Annotated in this window: 19 protein-coding genes; 5 read left to right on the forward strand and 14 right to left on the reverse strand. The window is 50.2% G+C overall.

Annotated elements, in window-relative coordinates; all coding sequences use genetic code 11:
* Positions 1 to 55: 55 nt before the first annotated feature.
* On the forward strand, positions 56 to 964 hold the full coding sequence (locus ACGHM3_RS13785; protein ID WP_345415420.1) for an AraC family transcriptional regulator: 909 nt from the start codon (positions 56 to 58) through the stop codon (positions 962 to 964).
* On the opposite strand, the gene ACGHM3_RS13790 is transcribed toward ACGHM3_RS13785, so the two are convergent.
* The 12 genes from ACGHM3_RS13790 to ccmA form a co-directional block, all read right to left on the reverse strand.
* A complete protein-coding gene (locus tag ACGHM3_RS13790; protein WP_345415418.1) occupies positions 956 to 1,513 on the reverse strand; it encodes a sterol desaturase family protein in 558 nt (185 codons plus the stop codon). The genes ACGHM3_RS13785 and ACGHM3_RS13790 overlap by 9 nt on opposite strands.
* Positions 1,514 to 1,820: 307 nt before the next feature.
* Entirely contained in the window at positions 1,821 to 2,369 is a 549-nt protein-coding gene (locus ACGHM3_RS13795; RefSeq protein ID WP_345415415.1) for a TIGR00730 family Rossman fold protein, read from the reverse strand.
* Between the two features lie 37 nt (positions 2,370 to 2,406).
* Positions 2,407 to 3,021, reverse strand: coding sequence for a TPM domain-containing protein (locus ACGHM3_RS13800; RefSeq protein WP_345415413.1), 615 nt, complete (start codon positions 3,019 to 3,021; stop codon positions 2,407 to 2,409).
* Positions 3,021 to 3,767, reverse strand: coding sequence for a TPM domain-containing protein (locus ACGHM3_RS13805; protein ID WP_345415410.1), 747 nt, complete (start codon positions 3,765 to 3,767; stop codon positions 3,021 to 3,023). Before ACGHM3_RS13805 ends, ACGHM3_RS13800 begins: the two co-directional genes overlap by 1 nt.
* Positions 3,764 to 4,357: a LemA family protein gene (locus tag ACGHM3_RS13810; RefSeq protein WP_345415407.1), complete on the reverse strand. Its 594-nt coding sequence runs from the start codon at positions 4,355 to 4,357 to the stop codon at positions 3,764 to 3,766. The genes ACGHM3_RS13805 and ACGHM3_RS13810 overlap by 4 nt, the downstream gene beginning before the upstream one ends.
* A gap of 97 nt (positions 4,358 to 4,454) precedes the next feature.
* Positions 4,455 to 4,982: a DsbE family thiol:disulfide interchange protein gene (locus tag ACGHM3_RS13815; protein ID WP_345415405.1), complete on the reverse strand. Its 528-nt coding sequence runs from the start codon at positions 4,980 to 4,982 to the stop codon at positions 4,455 to 4,457.
* Between the two features lie 22 nt (positions 4,983 to 5,004).
* Positions 5,005 to 7,002 carry a heme lyase CcmF/NrfE family subunit gene (locus ACGHM3_RS13820; protein WP_345415403.1) on the reverse strand — a complete coding sequence of 666 codons (1,998 nt, stop codon included), beginning with the start codon at positions 7,000 to 7,002 and terminating at the stop codon, positions 5,005 to 5,007.
* On the reverse strand, positions 6,992 to 7,456 hold the full coding sequence (gene ccmE / locus ACGHM3_RS13825) for a cytochrome c maturation protein CcmE (protein ID WP_345415401.1): 465 nt from the start codon (positions 7,454 to 7,456) through the stop codon (positions 6,992 to 6,994). The genes ACGHM3_RS13820 and ccmE overlap by 11 nt, the downstream gene beginning before the upstream one ends.
* A 2-nt stretch (positions 7,457 to 7,458) precedes the next feature.
* Positions 7,459 to 7,695, reverse strand: coding sequence for a heme exporter protein CcmD (gene ccmD / locus ACGHM3_RS13830; protein WP_345415398.1), 237 nt, complete (start codon positions 7,693 to 7,695; stop codon positions 7,459 to 7,461).
* Positions 7,696 to 7,862: 167 nt separating this feature from the next.
* Positions 7,863 to 8,597: a heme ABC transporter permease gene (locus ACGHM3_RS13835; protein WP_345415396.1), complete on the reverse strand. Its 735-nt coding sequence runs from the start codon at positions 8,595 to 8,597 to the stop codon at positions 7,863 to 7,865.
* Positions 8,598 to 8,683: 86 nt separating this feature from the next.
* On the reverse strand, positions 8,684 to 9,373 hold the full coding sequence (gene ccmB / locus ACGHM3_RS13840; RefSeq protein ID WP_345415393.1) for a heme exporter protein CcmB: 690 nt from the start codon (positions 9,371 to 9,373) through the stop codon (positions 8,684 to 8,686).
* On the reverse strand, positions 9,370 to 10,056 hold the full coding sequence (ccmA, locus tag ACGHM3_RS13845; protein ID WP_345415390.1) for a cytochrome c biogenesis heme-transporting ATPase CcmA: 687 nt from the start codon (positions 10,054 to 10,056) through the stop codon (positions 9,370 to 9,372). Before ccmA ends, ccmB begins: the two co-directional genes overlap by 4 nt.
* Before the next feature lie 132 nt (positions 10,057 to 10,188).
* Here ccmA and ACGHM3_RS13850 point away from each other — a divergent pair, with 132 nt between their 5' ends.
* The 3 genes from ACGHM3_RS13850 (at position 10,189) to ACGHM3_RS13860 (ending at position 13,786) form a co-directional block, all read left to right on the forward strand.
* Positions 10,189 to 12,552, forward strand: coding sequence for a hypothetical protein (locus tag ACGHM3_RS13850; RefSeq protein ID WP_345415386.1), 2,364 nt, complete (start codon positions 10,189 to 10,191; stop codon positions 12,550 to 12,552).
* Between the two features lie 4 nt (positions 12,553 to 12,556).
* Positions 12,557 to 12,832 carry an EscU/YscU/HrcU family type III secretion system export apparatus switch protein gene (locus ACGHM3_RS13855; RefSeq protein WP_345415383.1) on the forward strand — a complete coding sequence of 92 codons (276 nt, stop codon included), beginning with the start codon at positions 12,557 to 12,559 and terminating at the stop codon, positions 12,830 to 12,832.
* 111 nt (positions 12,833 to 12,943) lie between these two features.
* Positions 12,944 to 13,786 (forward strand): sulfurtransferase, encoded by an 843-nt coding sequence (locus ACGHM3_RS13860; RefSeq protein WP_345415380.1) that lies wholly within the window; start codon positions 12,944 to 12,946, stop codon positions 13,784 to 13,786.
* 485 nt (positions 13,787 to 14,271) lie between these two features.
* Here ACGHM3_RS13860 and ACGHM3_RS13865 read toward each other — a convergent pair whose 3' ends face one another.
* Together ACGHM3_RS13865 and msrA are read right to left on the reverse strand one after the other, a co-directional pair.
* Positions 14,272 to 14,481, reverse strand: a complete 210-nt coding sequence (locus ACGHM3_RS13865; RefSeq protein WP_345415376.1) for a cold-shock protein — start codon at positions 14,479 to 14,481, stop codon at positions 14,272 to 14,274.
* 948 nt (positions 14,482 to 15,429) lie between these two features.
* Positions 15,430 to 16,056 carry a peptide-methionine (S)-S-oxide reductase MsrA gene (msrA, locus tag ACGHM3_RS13870; RefSeq protein ID WP_345415373.1) on the reverse strand — a complete coding sequence of 209 codons (627 nt, stop codon included), beginning with the start codon at positions 16,054 to 16,056 and terminating at the stop codon, positions 15,430 to 15,432.
* A gap of 495 nt (positions 16,057 to 16,551) precedes the next feature.
* Here msrA and ACGHM3_RS13875 point away from each other — a divergent pair, with 495 nt between their 5' ends.
* Positions 16,552 to 18,054, forward strand: coding sequence for a Ppx/GppA phosphatase family protein (locus ACGHM3_RS13875; protein WP_345415370.1), 1,503 nt, complete (start codon positions 16,552 to 16,554; stop codon positions 18,052 to 18,054).

Consider the following 18,054-nt stretch of genomic DNA (forward strand, 5'->3'; position numbering starts at 1 on the left):
TGCCCAATACATGGATTATATTGCTACTTGTGACTAAAGTAGTACTCTCTTAGCTATGACCAGAGATTCCGACTCTTTCAGTATCGACGATAAACTCACTTCGCACTGGCCGTTGCCGGACAACGGAGCGCGTCAGATTACGCCAAAACCCCTGTTAAAACAATTATCCAGCCATATTCTGGCAAAAGATCTGCATCCTCTCGGGGTGGGTTTTTACCCCAAAGCCACTGGTCACAAAATGCTCAGAAGCGAGCATACTAACTATTTATTGATCTATTGCAGTGCCGGCAATGGACGAATTCGCATAGGCGAAAACACCGAGAGAATCACCATAGGTGACCTTATATTGCTGCCACCCAGCATATTGCACGAATACCAAGCTGATGACCAATTACCTTGGAGTATTTACTGGCTGCATTTCGATGGAGAGCTGGCAGAAGAATACGCCAGCACCATTAGAACAGAAGGCTACCGCGCCAATATCGGCCTGCAGCACGCGCTGATAGAGCACTTTGAAAGGCTGTTTAATATGAGGGAACGAGGCATTTCGGTGAGCACCTACCTTACGATCTGTGCCCAGGTGAAACTGCTGTTGCTAACGGCCTCTATTTTGTCGAAGCGCCCGGAGGTTGAACAGACCTCCCACAACAGCCTGCACGATGCCATTGACTATATGCGCAACCATGTAGACGAAGATCTTCACTTAGAGCAATTAGCGTCGCTGTGTAACCTTTCCAAGTTTCATTTTGTGCGCAAATTTAAAACCTTTACCGGTCACACGCCAATCCAATACTTCATCCAACTAAAAATTGAAAAGGCCTGCCGTCTGCTGGATAACACCCAGCTTTCAATCAAGGAAATCTCAGCACAGCTCGGATACCCAGACTCCCTGTATTTCTCCCGATTATTTAAGCGGGTTCTGGGTGTCTCGCCCAAGAATTATCGCCAATTACACTCAGCGTGATTCTTTTTCCCGGGCAGCGGCTGGTGTGTCTATAAACGGCATAGCCAGCATTTTATCGACCCGTGTTGCCTGTTGCAGTGATGAATATTCTGCCAAACCGATTTTCATATCAACGTGCCCTAACCCTGGTTGAGCTTGATAGCTGCAGAATAGGTAATCCCACCAAGAAATGAAAAAGCCAAAATTACGATTGGATTCTTTAGGGCTTTGTGAGTGATGTAGGCGATGGAAATCCGGCGTCACCACTACCCTTCTCAGCGTTTTATCCAAAGCCGATGGCAGCGCAAAATTCGCATGACTAAATAAAGCGCCGCCGTTTAGCACAATTTCAAAGACAATAACCGCCAGTGCAGGCGCACCGATTAACACCACCGCGGCCAATTTGAATGCCAAAGAAATCACAATCTCCACGGGGTGGAAGCGCAGCGCAGAGGTAACGTCTAGGTTACCGTCGGCATGATGAACGCGATGAATACGCCACAATAGGGGAATGCGGTGAAATAATCTGTGCTGCCAATAGACCAAACAATCCAGCGCCAAGAAAGTCATAACGCATTGTGCAAACAGGCTTATATTTACGTGATTGAATAACCCAAGAGACCGATCCTGAGCCCAAATTGCCGCTGCGGCAGGTAGCAGAGGTACAAGCGCCCGTATAAGCAATATTCCCACAAAAAACAACGCAGCGTTATTAGACCAGCGAAAGGCGGTACTTTGGCTTTTCGCGCGCCTTGGTTTTAAAACCTCTAGGCTTGCAAAAAAACAAAAAAGCACTGTAAAACAGGCTAACCGTATGGCAGGTTCGTGGGATACAAAAAAGTCCGACATTGTGCCCCCGACGTAAATTGAGTGTGCTTTATTCCGGAAACATTCTGGCGATAAGATTCTCGGCGGTATCGGCCACCAAAAGCTCATCCACCACACTTTGACGGACGAAGCCCTGGTCTACACCATGGGATAAAAAAGCTTGTAGGCCTTGATAATAATCTAGGGTATTAATTAAACCGCAGCGCTTTTTATGAATTCCCAGCTGTAACCACGTGAGCGCCTCGAAGAGCTCTTCAAAGGTGCCAATGCCGCCGGGCAAAGCCGCAAATGCATCGGCTAGGGCCATCATTTTGGCTTTACGCTGGTGCATGTCAGCCACTTCAATAAGTTGGGTGAGCCCAGTGTGGGTGACTTCTCGCTCGCCAATGATCGTGGGCATAACGCCGATAACCTCACCACCATTAGCCAGCACTTCATCCGCAAGAATTCCCATAATGCCGATTCCGGCACCGCCGTAAACTAGCGTAATACTGCGCTTAGCTAACACTCTGCCGAGTTCTCTAGCCGCTGCTGCATACTCTTCGAAGGCACCCGGACTAGAACCACAATATACGCATAAGGATTTTTCATTCTTCAAAAATTTCTCCCCAAAGTGAACCACTGTCAATGTTGCTTTACAGCACCACTAAATGGTTGGGTAATTCGTCTTTTTCTTGCGTTGCTGGGCAATGCCGCTCAAGGTACTCTCCACATTGCTGAATACAGCGTACAAAACCTTCTGCGGTATCGCCCTCCTTCACAGATTTAACGAAACGCTGGATGATCTCGCTCCAGCGATCGTTAGGTACGTGCTGGCTAATTCCTCTGTCTGCAATAATTTCAATGTAGTGTTCGAGTTCGGAAACAAATATCAATACGCCGACACCGTTTTCGGTGTGGTGCAAATTATTTTCCAAAAACTGTCGACGGGCCATATTCTCAGCCCGATAGGCTTTGACTCTGGGAGGAATAAGCCACCGTACAATACCAGGAATGCGAAACACCAAAGCCAGCACAATAAATACGAACCACTGCAGCACTAATATCTCGCCGCTACTCAGCCATGGTGGTAACCACTGCAACACTAATGGCGATAACAAAGCCAATACTGCCGCGATCAATGTGGGGATATAAAGATAATTGTCAGATCGAGGCGCCAGCACCGTAACCAATTCGGCATCGGTTTTACGCTCAACGTCGTGAATGGCCCTTGCCACTTTTTGCATTTCAGCGTCTGATAACAACGCCATCACCAACCTCCTGAGGCACCACCGCCACCAAAACTTCCACCGCCACCACTGAAACCGCCGCCGCCAAAGCCGCCCGAACGGTAACCGCCACCGGAGTAACCCCCGTAGCCTGGGATATGACGCCTACTGCGACCACCACGGCCACCGCCGTTACCCAGAGAGCTGAAGACAATAACCAACATTATTATCAAAATGACATAGGCCAAAGCCTTTTTCTTTTTATCGCCATCTTGGTTGGGTTTAACCGGTTGATAATCGCCCTGCAAAAGCTGGCCAATTGCGGTTACGCCTTTAATAAAGCCTTCATCAAACCGGCCTCGTTTGAATTCAGGCGTGATTAATTGGTGAATAATATTGGCCGTTAGAGCATCGGTTAGCATTCCCTCTAAACCGTAACCGACTTCAATCCGCACCCGGCGCTCCTGCTTAGCCGCAATCAACAGCACACCATTATTGGCAGCCTTAGTGCCTATACCCCAGTGTCGGCCCAGTTGGTAGCCGTAGCTTTCGATCGTTAGGCCGTTTAGTGATGGTGCCGTAACCACCACCAATTGCACCGTAGTGTCTTTCTCTAACAGCGCCAGCTGCTGATCGATACGCTGTTCCGCTTGGGCGGAGATCATGCCCGCCTGATCCACAACGCGGCCGGTTAACGGCGGAAAATCAATCTCCGCAAGCGCTTTACTACACAGCGATAGAACAAAAACAAACAGTAAGCAGCCGCGCATTGCAGCGATGCCATTCATTCAAAGTCGACCTCTGGGGCTTGGTCTGCGTTGCTACTGGTGGCCTGGTAGGTTTCTCTGATTTGCAGATCACTGTACAAGACGCCGTGCCACAGGCGGCCTGGGAAGGTGCGAATTTCAGTGTTGTAGTTGTTCACAGCTTGAATGAAATCTCTGCGGGCCACGGAAATCCTATTTTCTGTGCCTTCTAACTGTGACTGCAACGCTAAAAAGTTTTGGTTGGCTTTTAGATCTGGGTAGCGCTCTGCCACCACCATCAAGCGGTGCAAGGTTCGCGATAACTCCCCCTGGGCCTGTTCGAATTGCTGCAAAGCTTCAGGGTTATCGAGGATATCCTGACCTATTTGCATGCTCCCCACTTTGGCCCTTGCCTGGGTTACCGCTTCCAGGGTTTCTTTTTCATGGGCAGCGTAGGCTTTCACCGTTTTCACCAAGTTAGGAATTAAGTCCGCCCGCCGTTGATACTGGTTTTCGACTTGTGCCCAATCGGCCTTAACTTGCTCATCCAACGTTGGAATGTTGTTAATGCCGCATCCACTTAACAATAGACTGAAGGCAACCAGCACTATGCCCAAACGATGTAACTTCATATTGTATCCCCCAAATACAAATAACCCGAGTTAACTGACTCGGGTTTCTCCTTTTAAAATGGCCGGCTTACTGAGACGCCCTAAAGCCTAGGCTGCTTTATCCTTTTATACTCTCGTATATTGGACCGAGTTCTTCTTGCCAGTTTTTCTGTGATATTAGGCCCACATGCTTGTAACGAATAACACCTGCAGCATCAACAAAATAGGTCTCTGGCGTACCAAAAACGCCCAAATCAATACCCAACTTACCGTCTTCATCAACAATATTCATTAAATAGGGGTTGCCCAAATTCGTTAACCAACCGTCGGCCTTGCTGGTATCGTCTCGATAATAAACACCGATAATATTGACGCCAGATTCGGCTAAATCCACCAAAAATGGGTGTTCGGCCTTACACGTAGGGCACCACGTCGCCCACACATTTAACAAGTAAGGCTGGCCCACCAACTCCGTGCTGGAGATAGTGCCTCTGTTTTGCTCCAGGGCAGGCAACTCAAACTGCGGCATGGGTTTGCCAACCAACGCACTTGGCATGGCGGTTGGATCCAAAGACAACCCCCGCCAGAAAAACGCGGCTAAAACAGCAAAAACAATAACAGGAACAAATAGCATCCATCGTTTCATGGAATCACCCTCAAAAATGTAATCAACCAACGGACGATTCAGTAGTACTAACACTGCTTTCGTCTCTATCAACCGCTGCGCGCTTCACTTTAACGGCACGGTAGCGCTTGTCTGTGACCGCTAGGCCCGCGCCAAAAGCCATTAATACTGCCCCCAACCAAATCCACAGTACGAATGGCTTGTAGTAAACCCGTACAGCCCAGGCACCACCTTCCAGCGGCTCACCCAAAGCGACGTACAAATCACGCATAAAGGTGGTATCGATCGCGGCCTCGGTCATCACATTGCCACCGGACATATAACGTCTTTTTTCCGGCATCAACACCGCCACAGGCTGGCCGTCGTGCGTGACGTTAATGGTCGCCATTTGCGACAGATAATTCGGCCCCTGCACCTGCTGTACACCTTCAAAAAGGTACTCATTGCCGCCTACTTCTACGTTAACACCGGGCGCCATCCGAACATCTTTTTGGTCACTATAAATCGAGTTTAGACCCATGCCGAGAACAGCCACACCCACGCCAATATGCGCAAGAATCATACCGTAGAAACTCAAGCTGAGCTTTCTAAGGCCCACTACTGTACTACTGGCATTACGGGTCTTGTGGAAAACGTCCGCAAGTGAAGTACAGATAACCCAACTACCCAGAACAGTGGTGAACATTGCAAAAATCGAAAAACCGTCGCCGTACATTAACGGTACTAGAGTGCCGATAACAACACTGACCGCCAATGGGTTGATCAGCAATTTACGCAAGTACTTGATTTGGGACTTTTTCCAAACTGACAAGGGCCCAACGCCCATCAGCAAGCACACGAGCGCCATCAAGGGCACAAAGAAGAGGTTGAAAAACGGCGGGCCAACCGATATCCGTCCCAGGCCTAGGGCGTCGGCAAACAGTGGGTAAAGTGTGCCCAGCAATACCGTGGCAGTGAGCACAACAAAAAGAATGTTGTTACCCAACAATAGCGACTCTCTCGACAGCCAATCGAAACGGGCTATGGATTTAACCTCCGGCGCGCGAAACGCATAGAGCGTTAGTGAGCCGCCCACCACAAACAATAGGAATCCTAGGATAAAAACACCGCGCGCCGGATCGTTAGCGAAGGCGTGCACCGAGGTGATCACTCCGGAACGAACCAAAAAGGTCCCCAACAAGCTCAGCGAGAAAGCCAATATGGCCAATAGGATTGTCCAACTCTTAAACACACCACGCTTTTCCGTTACTGCCAGGGAATGTATCAAAGCAGTACCCACCAACCAGGGCATAAAGGAGGCATTTTCTACAGGGTCCCAAAACCACCAGCCGCCCCAGCCCAATTCGTAATAGGCCCACCAGCTGCCCAATGCGATACCCAGGGTAAGAAAGGCCCAGGCAACAGTGCACCAGGGCCGCGACCAGCGAGCCCAAGCGCTGTCTAGTCGACCGCCAATTAACGCCGCAATGGCAAATGAAAATGCCACGGCAAAACCTACATAGCCCATATACAACATGGGGGGGTGAAAAATAAAACCGGGATCTTGCAACAGCGGGTTTAAGTCGCGCCCTTCAGCCGGACTATCGGGTAGCAATCGGTCAAAGGGATTAGAGGTGAGCAACATAAACGCTAGGAAGCCAACGCCAATCATGCCCATCACAGACAGCACCCGCGCTAACATTTCCAGCGGTAGGTTGCGGCTAAACAGACTAATGGCAAAGGTCCAACCAGCCAGCATCAGGGCCCAAAGTAACAGCGAGCCCTCATGCCCGCCCCATACGGCACAAGCTTTGTAGTAAACAGGCAGTAAGCGGTTGGAGTTGGTAGCGACATAGCGCACCGAAAAATCGTCTTGTAGGAATGCGGCTGTAAGGCAAGCGAAGGCCAAAGTAACAAATACAAAGAAGCCGGCGGCGATAGTACGCGCGGACTGCATCATTTGAGCGTGGCCTGTGAAACTGCCAACCAGTGGCACAGTGGCCAAAGCAAAACACAGCACAAGGGCCAAGATTAGGCTGAAATGTCCTAACTCAGGAATCATATGACATTACCTCACAAACCGCTTGGTGCTGAACACCGTCGCCGGCCATGTCGGCAATCTCTGGCGGCGTGTAGTTCTCATCGTGCTTAGCCAAGACTTGGGTTGCCTCGAACTGACCTGCTTCAGACAGAGTGCCAGAGACCACCGCAGCTTCACCCTCTGCAAATAAATCCGGCAAAATTCCGCTGTAAAACACCCTAAGCTCGGCCTGGCCATCAGTTAGCTTAAAGGCGACGTCCAGGCTGTCATTGGCTCGCTCAATCGTGCCCGGTAATACACAACCACCAGCACGAATGTGTTTGCCAATGGGGGCTTCTCCGGCGGCAATTTTCGCCGGCGGGTAAAATAGGTTAATGTTTTCGCGTAGCGCGAATACGATTAAACCGATGGCTATAGACGCAAAAGCCACAATAAATAACACCAAAAACAATCGCTGCTTGCGAACGGCGTGCATAACTACGTACTCTCTTTTTGCTCTGTCTCATTGCTGGACGACGACGCGCGCGGTTGTGCCTGCGCCAGACGCTCCTGCCGAGCCAAAGACTTCAAAAACTGACTTTTTGCCATCACAGGGGATATCAGAAGGTACCCCAATGCCACGGCGGTCACCAAATAACACACCCAAACATACGGGCCATGGCCTGCCATCAAGATAAAATCAGACAAGCTGTTAAATTGGAAATTCATATTCATTCGGTGCTTACACCCTTTCCGCTGCATTAGGTTGAAACGACGTACCTTAGTTACAGCTAACTATTTATAACTAGCTATTCCAATAATTTACGCCAGAGATACTATCGACACATCTGCGTGTCGGCTATTGCCCCAGTGCATACACCACATTCAGTCCCAGTATCTATTTAGGCTACCAGATCTCTAACCCAGCGCGACTTACGCTCGCGCCGCAATATCTCAGCACGAGTGTGAAGTATGAGCGATAATGCGTAAAAGCTGTAAAACCCCAGCACCATCATTAATAACGGGTACATCATGGACGGATCAATGGTGCTTGCTTCGGTAAACTTAATGGAAGCAGGCTGATGCAACGTAAACCACCAATCCACCGATTTATAAATGATTGGGATGTTTACCGTACCCACCAAGGCCAATATGGCAGCCGCTTTATTGCCAGAATCTTCGTGCTCAAAAGCGTTCTGTAGAGCCAAAACGCCCAAGTAGAGAAAGAACAAAATCAGCATAGATGTGATTCTCGCATCCCACACCCACCAAGTACCCCAGGTTGGCTTACCCCACACTGCACCAGTGAACAGGGAAACAAAGGTGAGCACCGCGCCAATAACCGCCGCAGAGCGCATTACCATGTTGGCCACTTTCATTTTCCAGATCAATCCAATAGCGCCGGCGAACGCAAGCACGTAGTACCCCGCCAGGGAAAGAAACGCAGCTGGCACATGAATATAGATGATGCGATAGCTGTTACCTTGCTTAGAGTCGATTGGGGCCAATGCCAGCCCCCAAACACTGCCTACCACTAATAAACCCAGGGTAAGCACGGTCAGCCATGGCAACCAAGCCTGGGTCTTTTGATAAAACCACCGAGGTGAACCCCATTGATGAAACCACGTCCAAGCCATAGTAAAACCGTTTTCTCTATCGGCACCAGCGCATTGTCCGCCAGCCCATCTATTTAAATCCAATACGTTAGGCCCAAGGGCTAAGTTTAACCGTTCGCGCTCACGCGCAATGCGCCTGCCGCGGCAAATGGCGCACCAATCATTGATATAGCCATAAAAGACCCCAATACCGCCACTTGACTGGTAGACGGCATCCCTTCAGTTGCACTGGCAACGGCACTGGCACCAAAAATGAGTACCGGTGCGTACAACGGCATAATAATCAAAGACAGCAAAAGCCCGCCTCTACGCAATCCCACCGTTAGTGCTGCGCCGATAGCGCCCACCAAACTTAGAGTTGCCGTGCCAAGCAGTAATGACAACATCAACGGCACAAAACCGGCGGCCGGCAGCGACAACATAACACCCAACACAGGTGCAAACAGCATCAGCGGTAACCCAGTCACCAACCAATGGACCACAACTTTAGCCAAAACTATGAGATAGAGAGGCTGCGGAGATATTAGGTACTGCTCCAAGGTCCCATCGTCAAAATCGCCTTTGAACAGGCCGTCCAGCGATAACAGGGTTGCCAGTAGAGCCACAACCCAAATCATACCGGGAGCTAATTTTGCCAGTTCGTTGGGGTCCGGGGTAATACCCAAAGGTACCATTGTGATGACAATAAGAAAGAACACCAATGGGTTAACCAACTCACCGCGATTGCGATAGGCCAACAACAGGTCACGCTGAAAGGTGGCGGCAAAGCCACCAAATAAAGAAGTGGACTGGTTCATTGCTGACAGTCCGGGGCTTGATAGTCTTGGAGTTGCTGCTTCTCAGGTTGCTGCTCCATAGGTTGATAGTCGCGTAAATTGATATGACTTGCATCAATACTGTGTAGGTCCTGGTGTGTAGTTAGGATGACAGTACCGCCAAGCGCAGCTTGATGGCTAATAGTCTGCTCCAACGCGCCGACTCCGGCCTTGTCGATTGCGGTAAATGGCTCATCCAGTATCCAGGTTTCCGGCTGATCGCTCATATACAGCCGCGCCAGAGCCACCCGCCTTTGTTGTCCTGCAGACAACTGAAAGCAAGGGACTTCTTCAAAACCGGCTAGGCCGACGTTATACAATGCAGTACCCACACGCCTGGCACTCTCCCCGCGGCTGTGGGCGTACCATCGTAGGTTCTCGGCAGGGGAAAGCGCTTTTTTCACTCCAGGCAGGTGGCCTAGATAGAGCAATTGTGACAGGTAGTCGTGCCGCTGTTTGCTGAGCGGCCGCCCTCGCCAAAGCAATTCTCCGGCGTAATCTTGGGACAAGGTAGTAAGAGTTCGCAGCAGCGTTGTTTTGCCGGAACCATTGGGGCCTTCTATTTGCACCACATGTCCGGGCTCAAATCGGTAGCTCAGGCCGCAGAACAACACGCGTTCGTCGCGTTCGCAGGCCATATCGACCAGCTCTAATTCAGTTGCCAAACCTTACTCCGTTATCGCAGCAGAATCTTCCCACTGGCAAAAATCACGATTATTCACGAACCGCGATTATACTCAGCTACACTTAGTTGTTAAGTTAATTGCTCTGTAATGGCTAAATAGCCTCGATAAATCATGAAGTTACCCTCCCCTTTGTCAGGCTCAACCCCGGGAACAGCCTCGTCCGCTGTGCGGCCAACCACTGGCAACTCAAATCTCACCACGACTAAGACCAATCCACTGCAACAACTGCCTAAGCAGCCAACCACAGCCGCAGCCATCAACACCACGCTAACAGAGACAGTACAGCGCCTCAGCGCCGAATCGGCCGCCATTGCCAAGGTAACTTCCACCCCGCAAACCACAACAGGCGGACAACAGGCTAATCAGGCTAGGAATCTGACCGGTAGAGTAGCCCCAGCCATCACTGAAGCGGTGCTAACCGATACTGGCAGCGTAACCCGACAGATTTCGACATCCGGCCGCCCGGTACTGGCCCAAGTTATTAGCAGTGTATTTGCCCCCGAGCAAAGCGTCACGGCAACCACCACCAAATCCGAGGTGCAGGCCGCGCCCCAGCAATCAAGGCAAGCCCCAGCGGATCAACTTAGCCCAACAACGCGCAACATCGTAAAACTGCTGCCTTTAATTAACGTGGAGCCTATGGTGCCGACGCCACAGAGCAACCATTCGCCGCGGCCAGCAAATGGCACCAGCACCCCACCGGTAAACGGCTTGAGCCAACCAACCTCGTCCAGCCTACCGGCAACTGGTCGCCCTATAATGGGTTCTTTTCAACCACCACCGGGAGAACCCAAAGTCGCCGGCGATTGGTTGACGACATTACGAGTCCAGATTTCAACCACCAAAAGCAGTGACATTTTGGTAAGGCTGAATCAAACCAGCAACGCCGGCTCGCAGCTCGTACTCACCGCCACCAGCTCCTCTCCCCAATCCATAAAAGCATCGACGATCACCACCCAAGCCGAGCTGACCTTACCGCAATCGGTACCGAATCCACTGCCAAAATCCAACGTCGCGGGCGTACCGGTTTTGGTACAGGTGGTCTCGGCGCATCCCGTAAGCAGCACCGACAACACCAGTGCTGCGGCAAACCGAGCCCAGATGACGTTGGCACCATCATCAGCAGGCATGCAACACCCCAAAAGCCAGACCGGCGCCAGCTTGCCCGCGCAGCAATTACCCAAACTGAACATAACTGAACAATTATCGACTTCGCCTAACACTACGGTTGCCACTAAAGTAGCCGGCCATAGCCAAGACCCACAGCCCGCCCTATGGCGCATTGAAATGACACTGCCGGCTAAAATAAGCTCGGGTAAATACAGTTTTTCCGTTCTCAGTAATCAACCATTAGCCCCGGGCACGCCAGTTGTTATTACTGCAACCCAGGACGAATCCGCACAGCAAAGCCATGCACTACAAAAGCTAATGCCCATGGTTAATGCCGGAATTCAGCTCGCTAGGACCGAGGGCCGCCCGATGGCCAATCTGGTACAGCTGGCACAGGCAATACAACAATCGCCAAGGAGCGAGTCCATACTGGGTAAGTCAAACCTTGAAGCACTGCAAGGCTTTGCAAGTTTTGGAATCACTAAACACAGTGAAATCAAAGACTTGATCGCGAAACTCGGAGTAGTTTCTGAGCAGTCATCACAGATGAAGACTTTAGCTTCTAGCACCCTTGCCGACCTTATCAATAACACTGCTGGGCGTGCCATGTCGCCAACACAAGGCTCCACAATGGTTACTCCCTCGCCGGTGGAGACTGCAGGCCAGGAATCTGAAGAAACCCACGATACGATTAAGCAGCAACTACTGTCGCTTTTGGTCAGCCTAGTAGCCAGCAACAAAAGCGACGGCACCGCTGATATTGAGCGAGCCGCAGCTAAAGATCCCCTAATGGCCCTGCTGTCTTTTTTGAACAAGCCAGTAACGGCATCCGAGGGTGACAACAGCCCGAAAGACGTAAAAGCGGCACGGGAACAGCTGATCTTGGTACTGCGGCAGGTACTGCTTGGTTTACAAGGGAACGGTTTGCAGAATTTAGCGGATAAGCAAGCCAAGAAGGACGCCGACAGTACGCCGACAACGCTGCTTACGGTAGATCTGCCAATACACTGGAGTCAATCCATTGGCAAGGCTACATTATCGATTCAGCAGCGCGAGCAGTATGGGCAGAGCGATGACGATGATGACCAAGGGGCTGTTAAATCTTGGCAATTCGAGCTCACCATGGACTTTCCTGGTGACCGAATATTGACCACTCGGTGCAATTTAGATGAGAGCCGCGTGCGGGTGCAGTTTTGGGCGAACACTGAAAGTTTCAAGAGAATGATAGACCAGCGTTTGAGCAAGCTAAAAAAAGCCATGGAGGTGGACGGTATATGCGTAGACTACTGCGGCTGCGTGGCGGGCATGGCCCCCCAGAACACTAGCCACACAGGACTGCAAACCATGATCAACACCAAGGTTTAGCGTAATGGACAAACCACCGCTACACAATAAAGCCGCGGCACTCTACTACGATGGCCAAGGAGCACCGCGACTCAGCGCAAAAGGAACTGATGCCACCGCAGAACAGATTATTGCCATCGCCGAAGAACATTGGCGACCTATTTTCGAAAATGATTTACTCGTCAATCTGCTGTGCCAACTTGAACTTGAGCAAGAAATTCCTGAAAACTTATTTAAGACAGTGGCTCATATCATAGCGTTCGCCCACGAACTGGAGGTATGCCTGCCGCCAGAACCGTAGTTGCGGTCCATGACCGGCTAAATTGGCGCAAGCTGCATACAAACTATAATTTCATGATATGACCATTTTTTTGATCTATATTTAGAAGACTATTTTTTGGTAATAAAGACTATGTACTCAACGTTAATATCCGCGCAGGAGTTAAACGCACTACCGCCTCATAGCGTGGTTATTTTTGATTGTCGATTTGATCTGCAGCGGCCAAATGCCGGACGCGAGCAATACGACAAGGGCCATATTCCCAAGGCTTTTTACCTAGACCTAAACTTGGATTTGTCCTCTTGGCCCTCAAAGGCCGAGGGTCGACACCCGCTGCCTAACTTCACTGAATTCAAAGAAATAATGTCGCAGTCCGGCGTGCTACCTGACAAACAGGTGGTTTGTTACGACGATAGCGGCGGTTGCTACGCGGCGCGCGCTTGGTGGCTGATAAAAGCACTGGGTGTAGAGAATGTTGCGGTGCTAAATGGCGGCTACAGTCACTGGCAGGAGCTAGGTTTTGACGCAGACAGGCGCTCGCCTCCGCCACAAACCGGCAAAATAAGCGCGGTTGAGTGGATGCTACCTATTGTGGCAGCACAGGAAGTCCACGCCATGATAAACAGCAGCGAGCGAGTATTGGTGGATGCCAGAGAGTCCGCACGTTTCGCAGGAGTAGCAGAACCAATCGATCCCTACGCCGGCCACATACCCTCGGCTTGCAACGTCTATTGGAAAGAAGGACTCAACGCCGAGGGCGGATTCGCAAGTCTGCAAGCACTGCAAAAGCGCTGGCAGGATTACAATCCAGATAACACCGTGCACTACTGCGGATCAGGCGTAACTGCTTGCTTTAATGTACTCAGCCATACCATCGCTAGCGGCAAAGTCCCGGCGCTCTACGTAGGTAGCTGGAGCCAATGGTGTGGACTTTATCCCGAGCAAATTGCCCAGTGCACTGAGCAAAGCGCGTAACATGCAGTCAGATCAACTCAACTGAACGAGAGTTTGGCTGTAACACTGACCTGCGCGACATACGCGCGGGTTTGAGTAGGCCAACGCAATTGGCTCCGTGACCATGAACTACCGGACGCCTGCAAAAAGCCAAATCAAGTCTGGCAGGCTAAGGTAGCAACAGCAGGCAAACACCAGCTCGTATGCAATCTGGCAGCCATTGTTGCCTATCCATGGTACGCTCGCCTAAGAGATCATCACACCCAAGAGACCGCCACAAATCGAGCGACCCATGAGGCTGTCTCCTCATAGGGACATCACTGTGCGCGACACTAGCCGATGCTGGTTCTAACCAACAGTGGTAGGAAACCTATAGTGGTAGGAACGCTCTGAAAGATAGCCGCAGGCCAACAGCCCAGAGGTTAACCATAACCAAAAGGTAGCGGTAAGGCGCGATGATTTAAGCCTCGCCCAGCCACAATGACTTGCGGTTGGCGCGTAAGAACCTAAAGCGGTGTAACGTTCTCAGCCTGCGGGCCTTTTTGCCCTTGAGTTACTTCCATAGTGACCTGCTGGCCTTCAACTAAGGTTTTGCGACCCTCGCCATTGATTGCGCTGAAGTGAACAAACACATCTTTGCCACTTTCTTGCGCAATAAAACCGTAGCCTTTTTCGTCGTTAAACCACTTAACCGTTCCAGAAATCAAACTAGACATAACTTTCTCTTTTGTACTGACTCTACGTTGAATGTAAAGAAATAATCTTTAAAGACGGCCACTGCCTGCCATAGCGCAACCGCCTTGCCTGCCCTGTCTGATTATTCAAAGACAGGTTATTCTCACTTGTCTATCCGTAAACACGTGAAATCCGTGAACGAGCCACTCGTGGCATCGTGCTTTCAATTTCGGTTATTGATACAGCAACCCTAAGCACTCACCTACGCTATTTCGTACTCGCTACCATAAAGCAACTCGTCATCCCAACAGCTGCTTTGACTTATCGTTATGCCGCCAATGTCTGGCGAGCCTTAATCTTGCGCGTTATGTCTTTAACTCAAGCGAGACCAGCGGGCGAAACCGTGGGAAACAGTCACTTGACCAAGCTTTGGAACAGTTTTTCTAGCGAACTTCGACTCGTGCCGATTTAATCTTTTGTGCGCCGCCTCTAGGACAGTGGCCAATGCGATCTTCCAAGCTATTTTACCAAAGAGCAACTGCACCTCGTACACAATTTGGCTTCTATGACACTTTATAAATAATACTTGATACTGAATTCAACTTTTAACCCGGTAAACTTTCGAGCTCTTACGTATTATCCGCAAGTCGCCTCTGATTCACCGCACAATCAGCCACCGCACAATCAGCCACCGCACAATCAGCGTTTCATTAAAATTAACACGCTGCGAACGACGCCGGGATACTTCTGAATGGTTAGACAGGTAATAATCCAAAGTCAAAAACCAACGATGGAACGACGGTTTTTTATAACCATTCGACCAGATTTTGCGTGAGTTTTAATAACTAGCGGAAGCTTAAATAGACCTATTTATTTACTCTTTGACTCATAGTCAGCGTAACTTACTCAACCTGCAAATTCTATGAATTTTTTTATCCAGCGAGATCCGTTTCCCACGGGAGCAGCCAAATTTATTACCTCTTTGCATTTTATTTACACTTGACGCCTGTACCCGCCAATCCACAGTAACCGTTGGGATTTTTATCCAGATATTGTTGATGGTAAGGCTCTGCATAGTAAAACGTTTTAAGTGGTTCAACCTCAGTAGTAATGTCGCCTCGGCCAGCATGACTTAATTCAGCCTGATACCTTTCAGCGGCCCGTTTGCAAACAGCGCCCTGAGCATCGTTGGTGTAGTAGATAGCTGAACGATACTGTGTTCCAAGATCATTACCCTGTCTAAATCCTTGGGTAGGATCATGTTCTTCCCAAAACGTTTTCAACAACTTTTCTAAGTTTATTTTATGAGGGTCATAAACCACTTTCACGACTTCTGTATGAGCGGTTCGGCCCGAACAAACTTCATCGTAGCTCGGGTTGGGCGTAACCCCGCCGGCGTAACCTACTGCCGTGCTGTAAACACCATCCATGCGCCAAAACAAACGCTCGGCACCCCAAAAACACCCCATACCGACCGTAATAGTGTCATAGCGATCGTCTTGTACCTTTAGTGGGGTCTTCAGCACCCGATGCTCGTCCGGCACAGGCATGGTTTCATCTCGCCCAGGCAAACACTCACTTTCAGCAGGAATTGAAATAACTTTGCGACCAAACATTTGACTTACCTTGTTCAATGACGGAATTAATGAGCATAAGAATTACACTCACACCGCCTGATAAGCAAGGCTATACGTCAAAGCTAGGCAAAGTGGTTGGATTAAAAATGAAACATTTCTACTTTCAAGCGCGAACCAATAGCGTTAATCGTGCACGAAAAATACCATTTTGAGAGTTCGCCTCTAAGCGTGACAGAAAACCTAAATATGGATCAAAACCGCCCAGCCTTAGGCGGGTAAATTGCCATTGAATGTTGAATGGTTGCGTAACGCGACTCTGCACGGCCCCAAGCCCTGGGTTTGCATGCGTTGGAGTGATATATCACAGGTTGCAAAACAAGCAAACCGCACCAACTTGAAGCCAACAGCTTTACGCACGCACCAACTTTGATTTTGACACTCACCGGGACAGGGCCTAATGTCGAGAGTAATACTGTGGTTGGGGCTTGCCCCGGCAAGGGTTATACTCGCGGCAAATAGACTTTGGACAGAACCGTGGTAAGTACCTCCTCCCCGCAAGACCATTCTCATTATTTCGTCGCTATCGATTTGGGCTCCAACAGCTTTCACATGCTTATTGTGCGTGAGAACCAAGGCGTTATCGAGGTCGTTGATAGGGTAAAGGATATGGTCCAAATCGCCCGAGGCCTCACCAACGGCATTCTGTCTGAGGACGCCCAAGTCCGCGCCCTGACTTGCCTATCGTGGTTTAAAGAGCGCATTCAGGAAATTCCAGCCGATCAGATTAGGGTGGTAGGAACCAAAGCGCTCAGAGCGGCCACTAATGCACAGGATTTTCTGCGCCAAGCAGAGCAGACGCTTGGCTTGCCTATACAGATTGTATCTGGGTATGAGGAAGCCCGGCTGGTGTACATCGGCGTGGCACAGACTATCTCCCACGACCACAGAAAGCGCCTGGTAGCCGATATCGGCGGTGCCAGTACCGAGTTTGTCATTGGGCAAGATTACAAACCCAAGATCTTAGAAAGCCTCACCATGGGCTGCGTGACCTATACCGACAAGTATTTGAGCGACGACTCCGGCCAGCTGACGATTAACAGCAAAAGCATGCGCAGAGCTTACCTGGCTGCCTGTGAGGAGATGCAAGGTATCCGCCGAAGATACTTAGATGAAGGCTGGGATATGACCTACGGTGCCTCAGGCACCATGAAAACCGTGGCCGAACTGATGCCAGAGGGCACCCCCACAGGTACTATTGATGCCGATGGCATCACTTGGCTATATGACAGCGTGGTGAGCAATGGCTTTGCACCGCAAGACAATATCCCCAAGGCCCGCAGACATGTCCTAGCGGCCGGTATTGCAATACTTAAAGCCATCTTTGACCAGATGCAAATTAGCCAATTGCATGTATCCAATGCGGCACTAAAAGAAGGCTTAATCTATGAAACCATAGGCCGACTTAAGCACCACGATATTCGTGATGAAACCGTCGAGCAAACCCAAACCAAATACCACGTTGATAAACATCAAGCTCAGAGGGTGTGTGACACTGCACTGGCGTTAGAAAAACAGTTGGCCATACCGGATAACGGAGTGTTCAACCAATCTAAGATACTAGGCTGGGCCGCGCAACTGCACGAGATAGGACTATCCATCAGCCACTCGGGTTACCACCACCACGGTAAGTACATACTGGCCAATTGCGATCTCGCCGGGTTCAACCGCTACGAACAATTTCTTCTGTCTGTTTTGGTGGGCATGCACCGAAGAAAAATCGACACCCAAGTGTTAGAAACATTGAACGATGGCCATCGCGAGAGCATTCTCAACATGGCGATCTGCCTTCGATTGGCGGCTGTGCTTAATCGCAAACGCGACAGTCTGGATTGCCAACCTGTACTGAGCCGAACTGAACAGGCCATTTCGCTGGCGTTTGAAGACAGCTGGCTAGACAACAACCCCCTCACCCAAACCTCGCTGGCCCAGGAATCAAATTACCTTTACCGAATTGGATTACAACTGGAGATACAATAG

Origin of the sequence: Halioxenophilus aromaticivorans (genome assembly GCF_042850945.1) — a bacterium.
Lineage (GTDB): Bacteria > Pseudomonadota > Gammaproteobacteria > Pseudomonadales > Cellvibrionaceae > Halioxenophilus > Halioxenophilus aromaticivorans.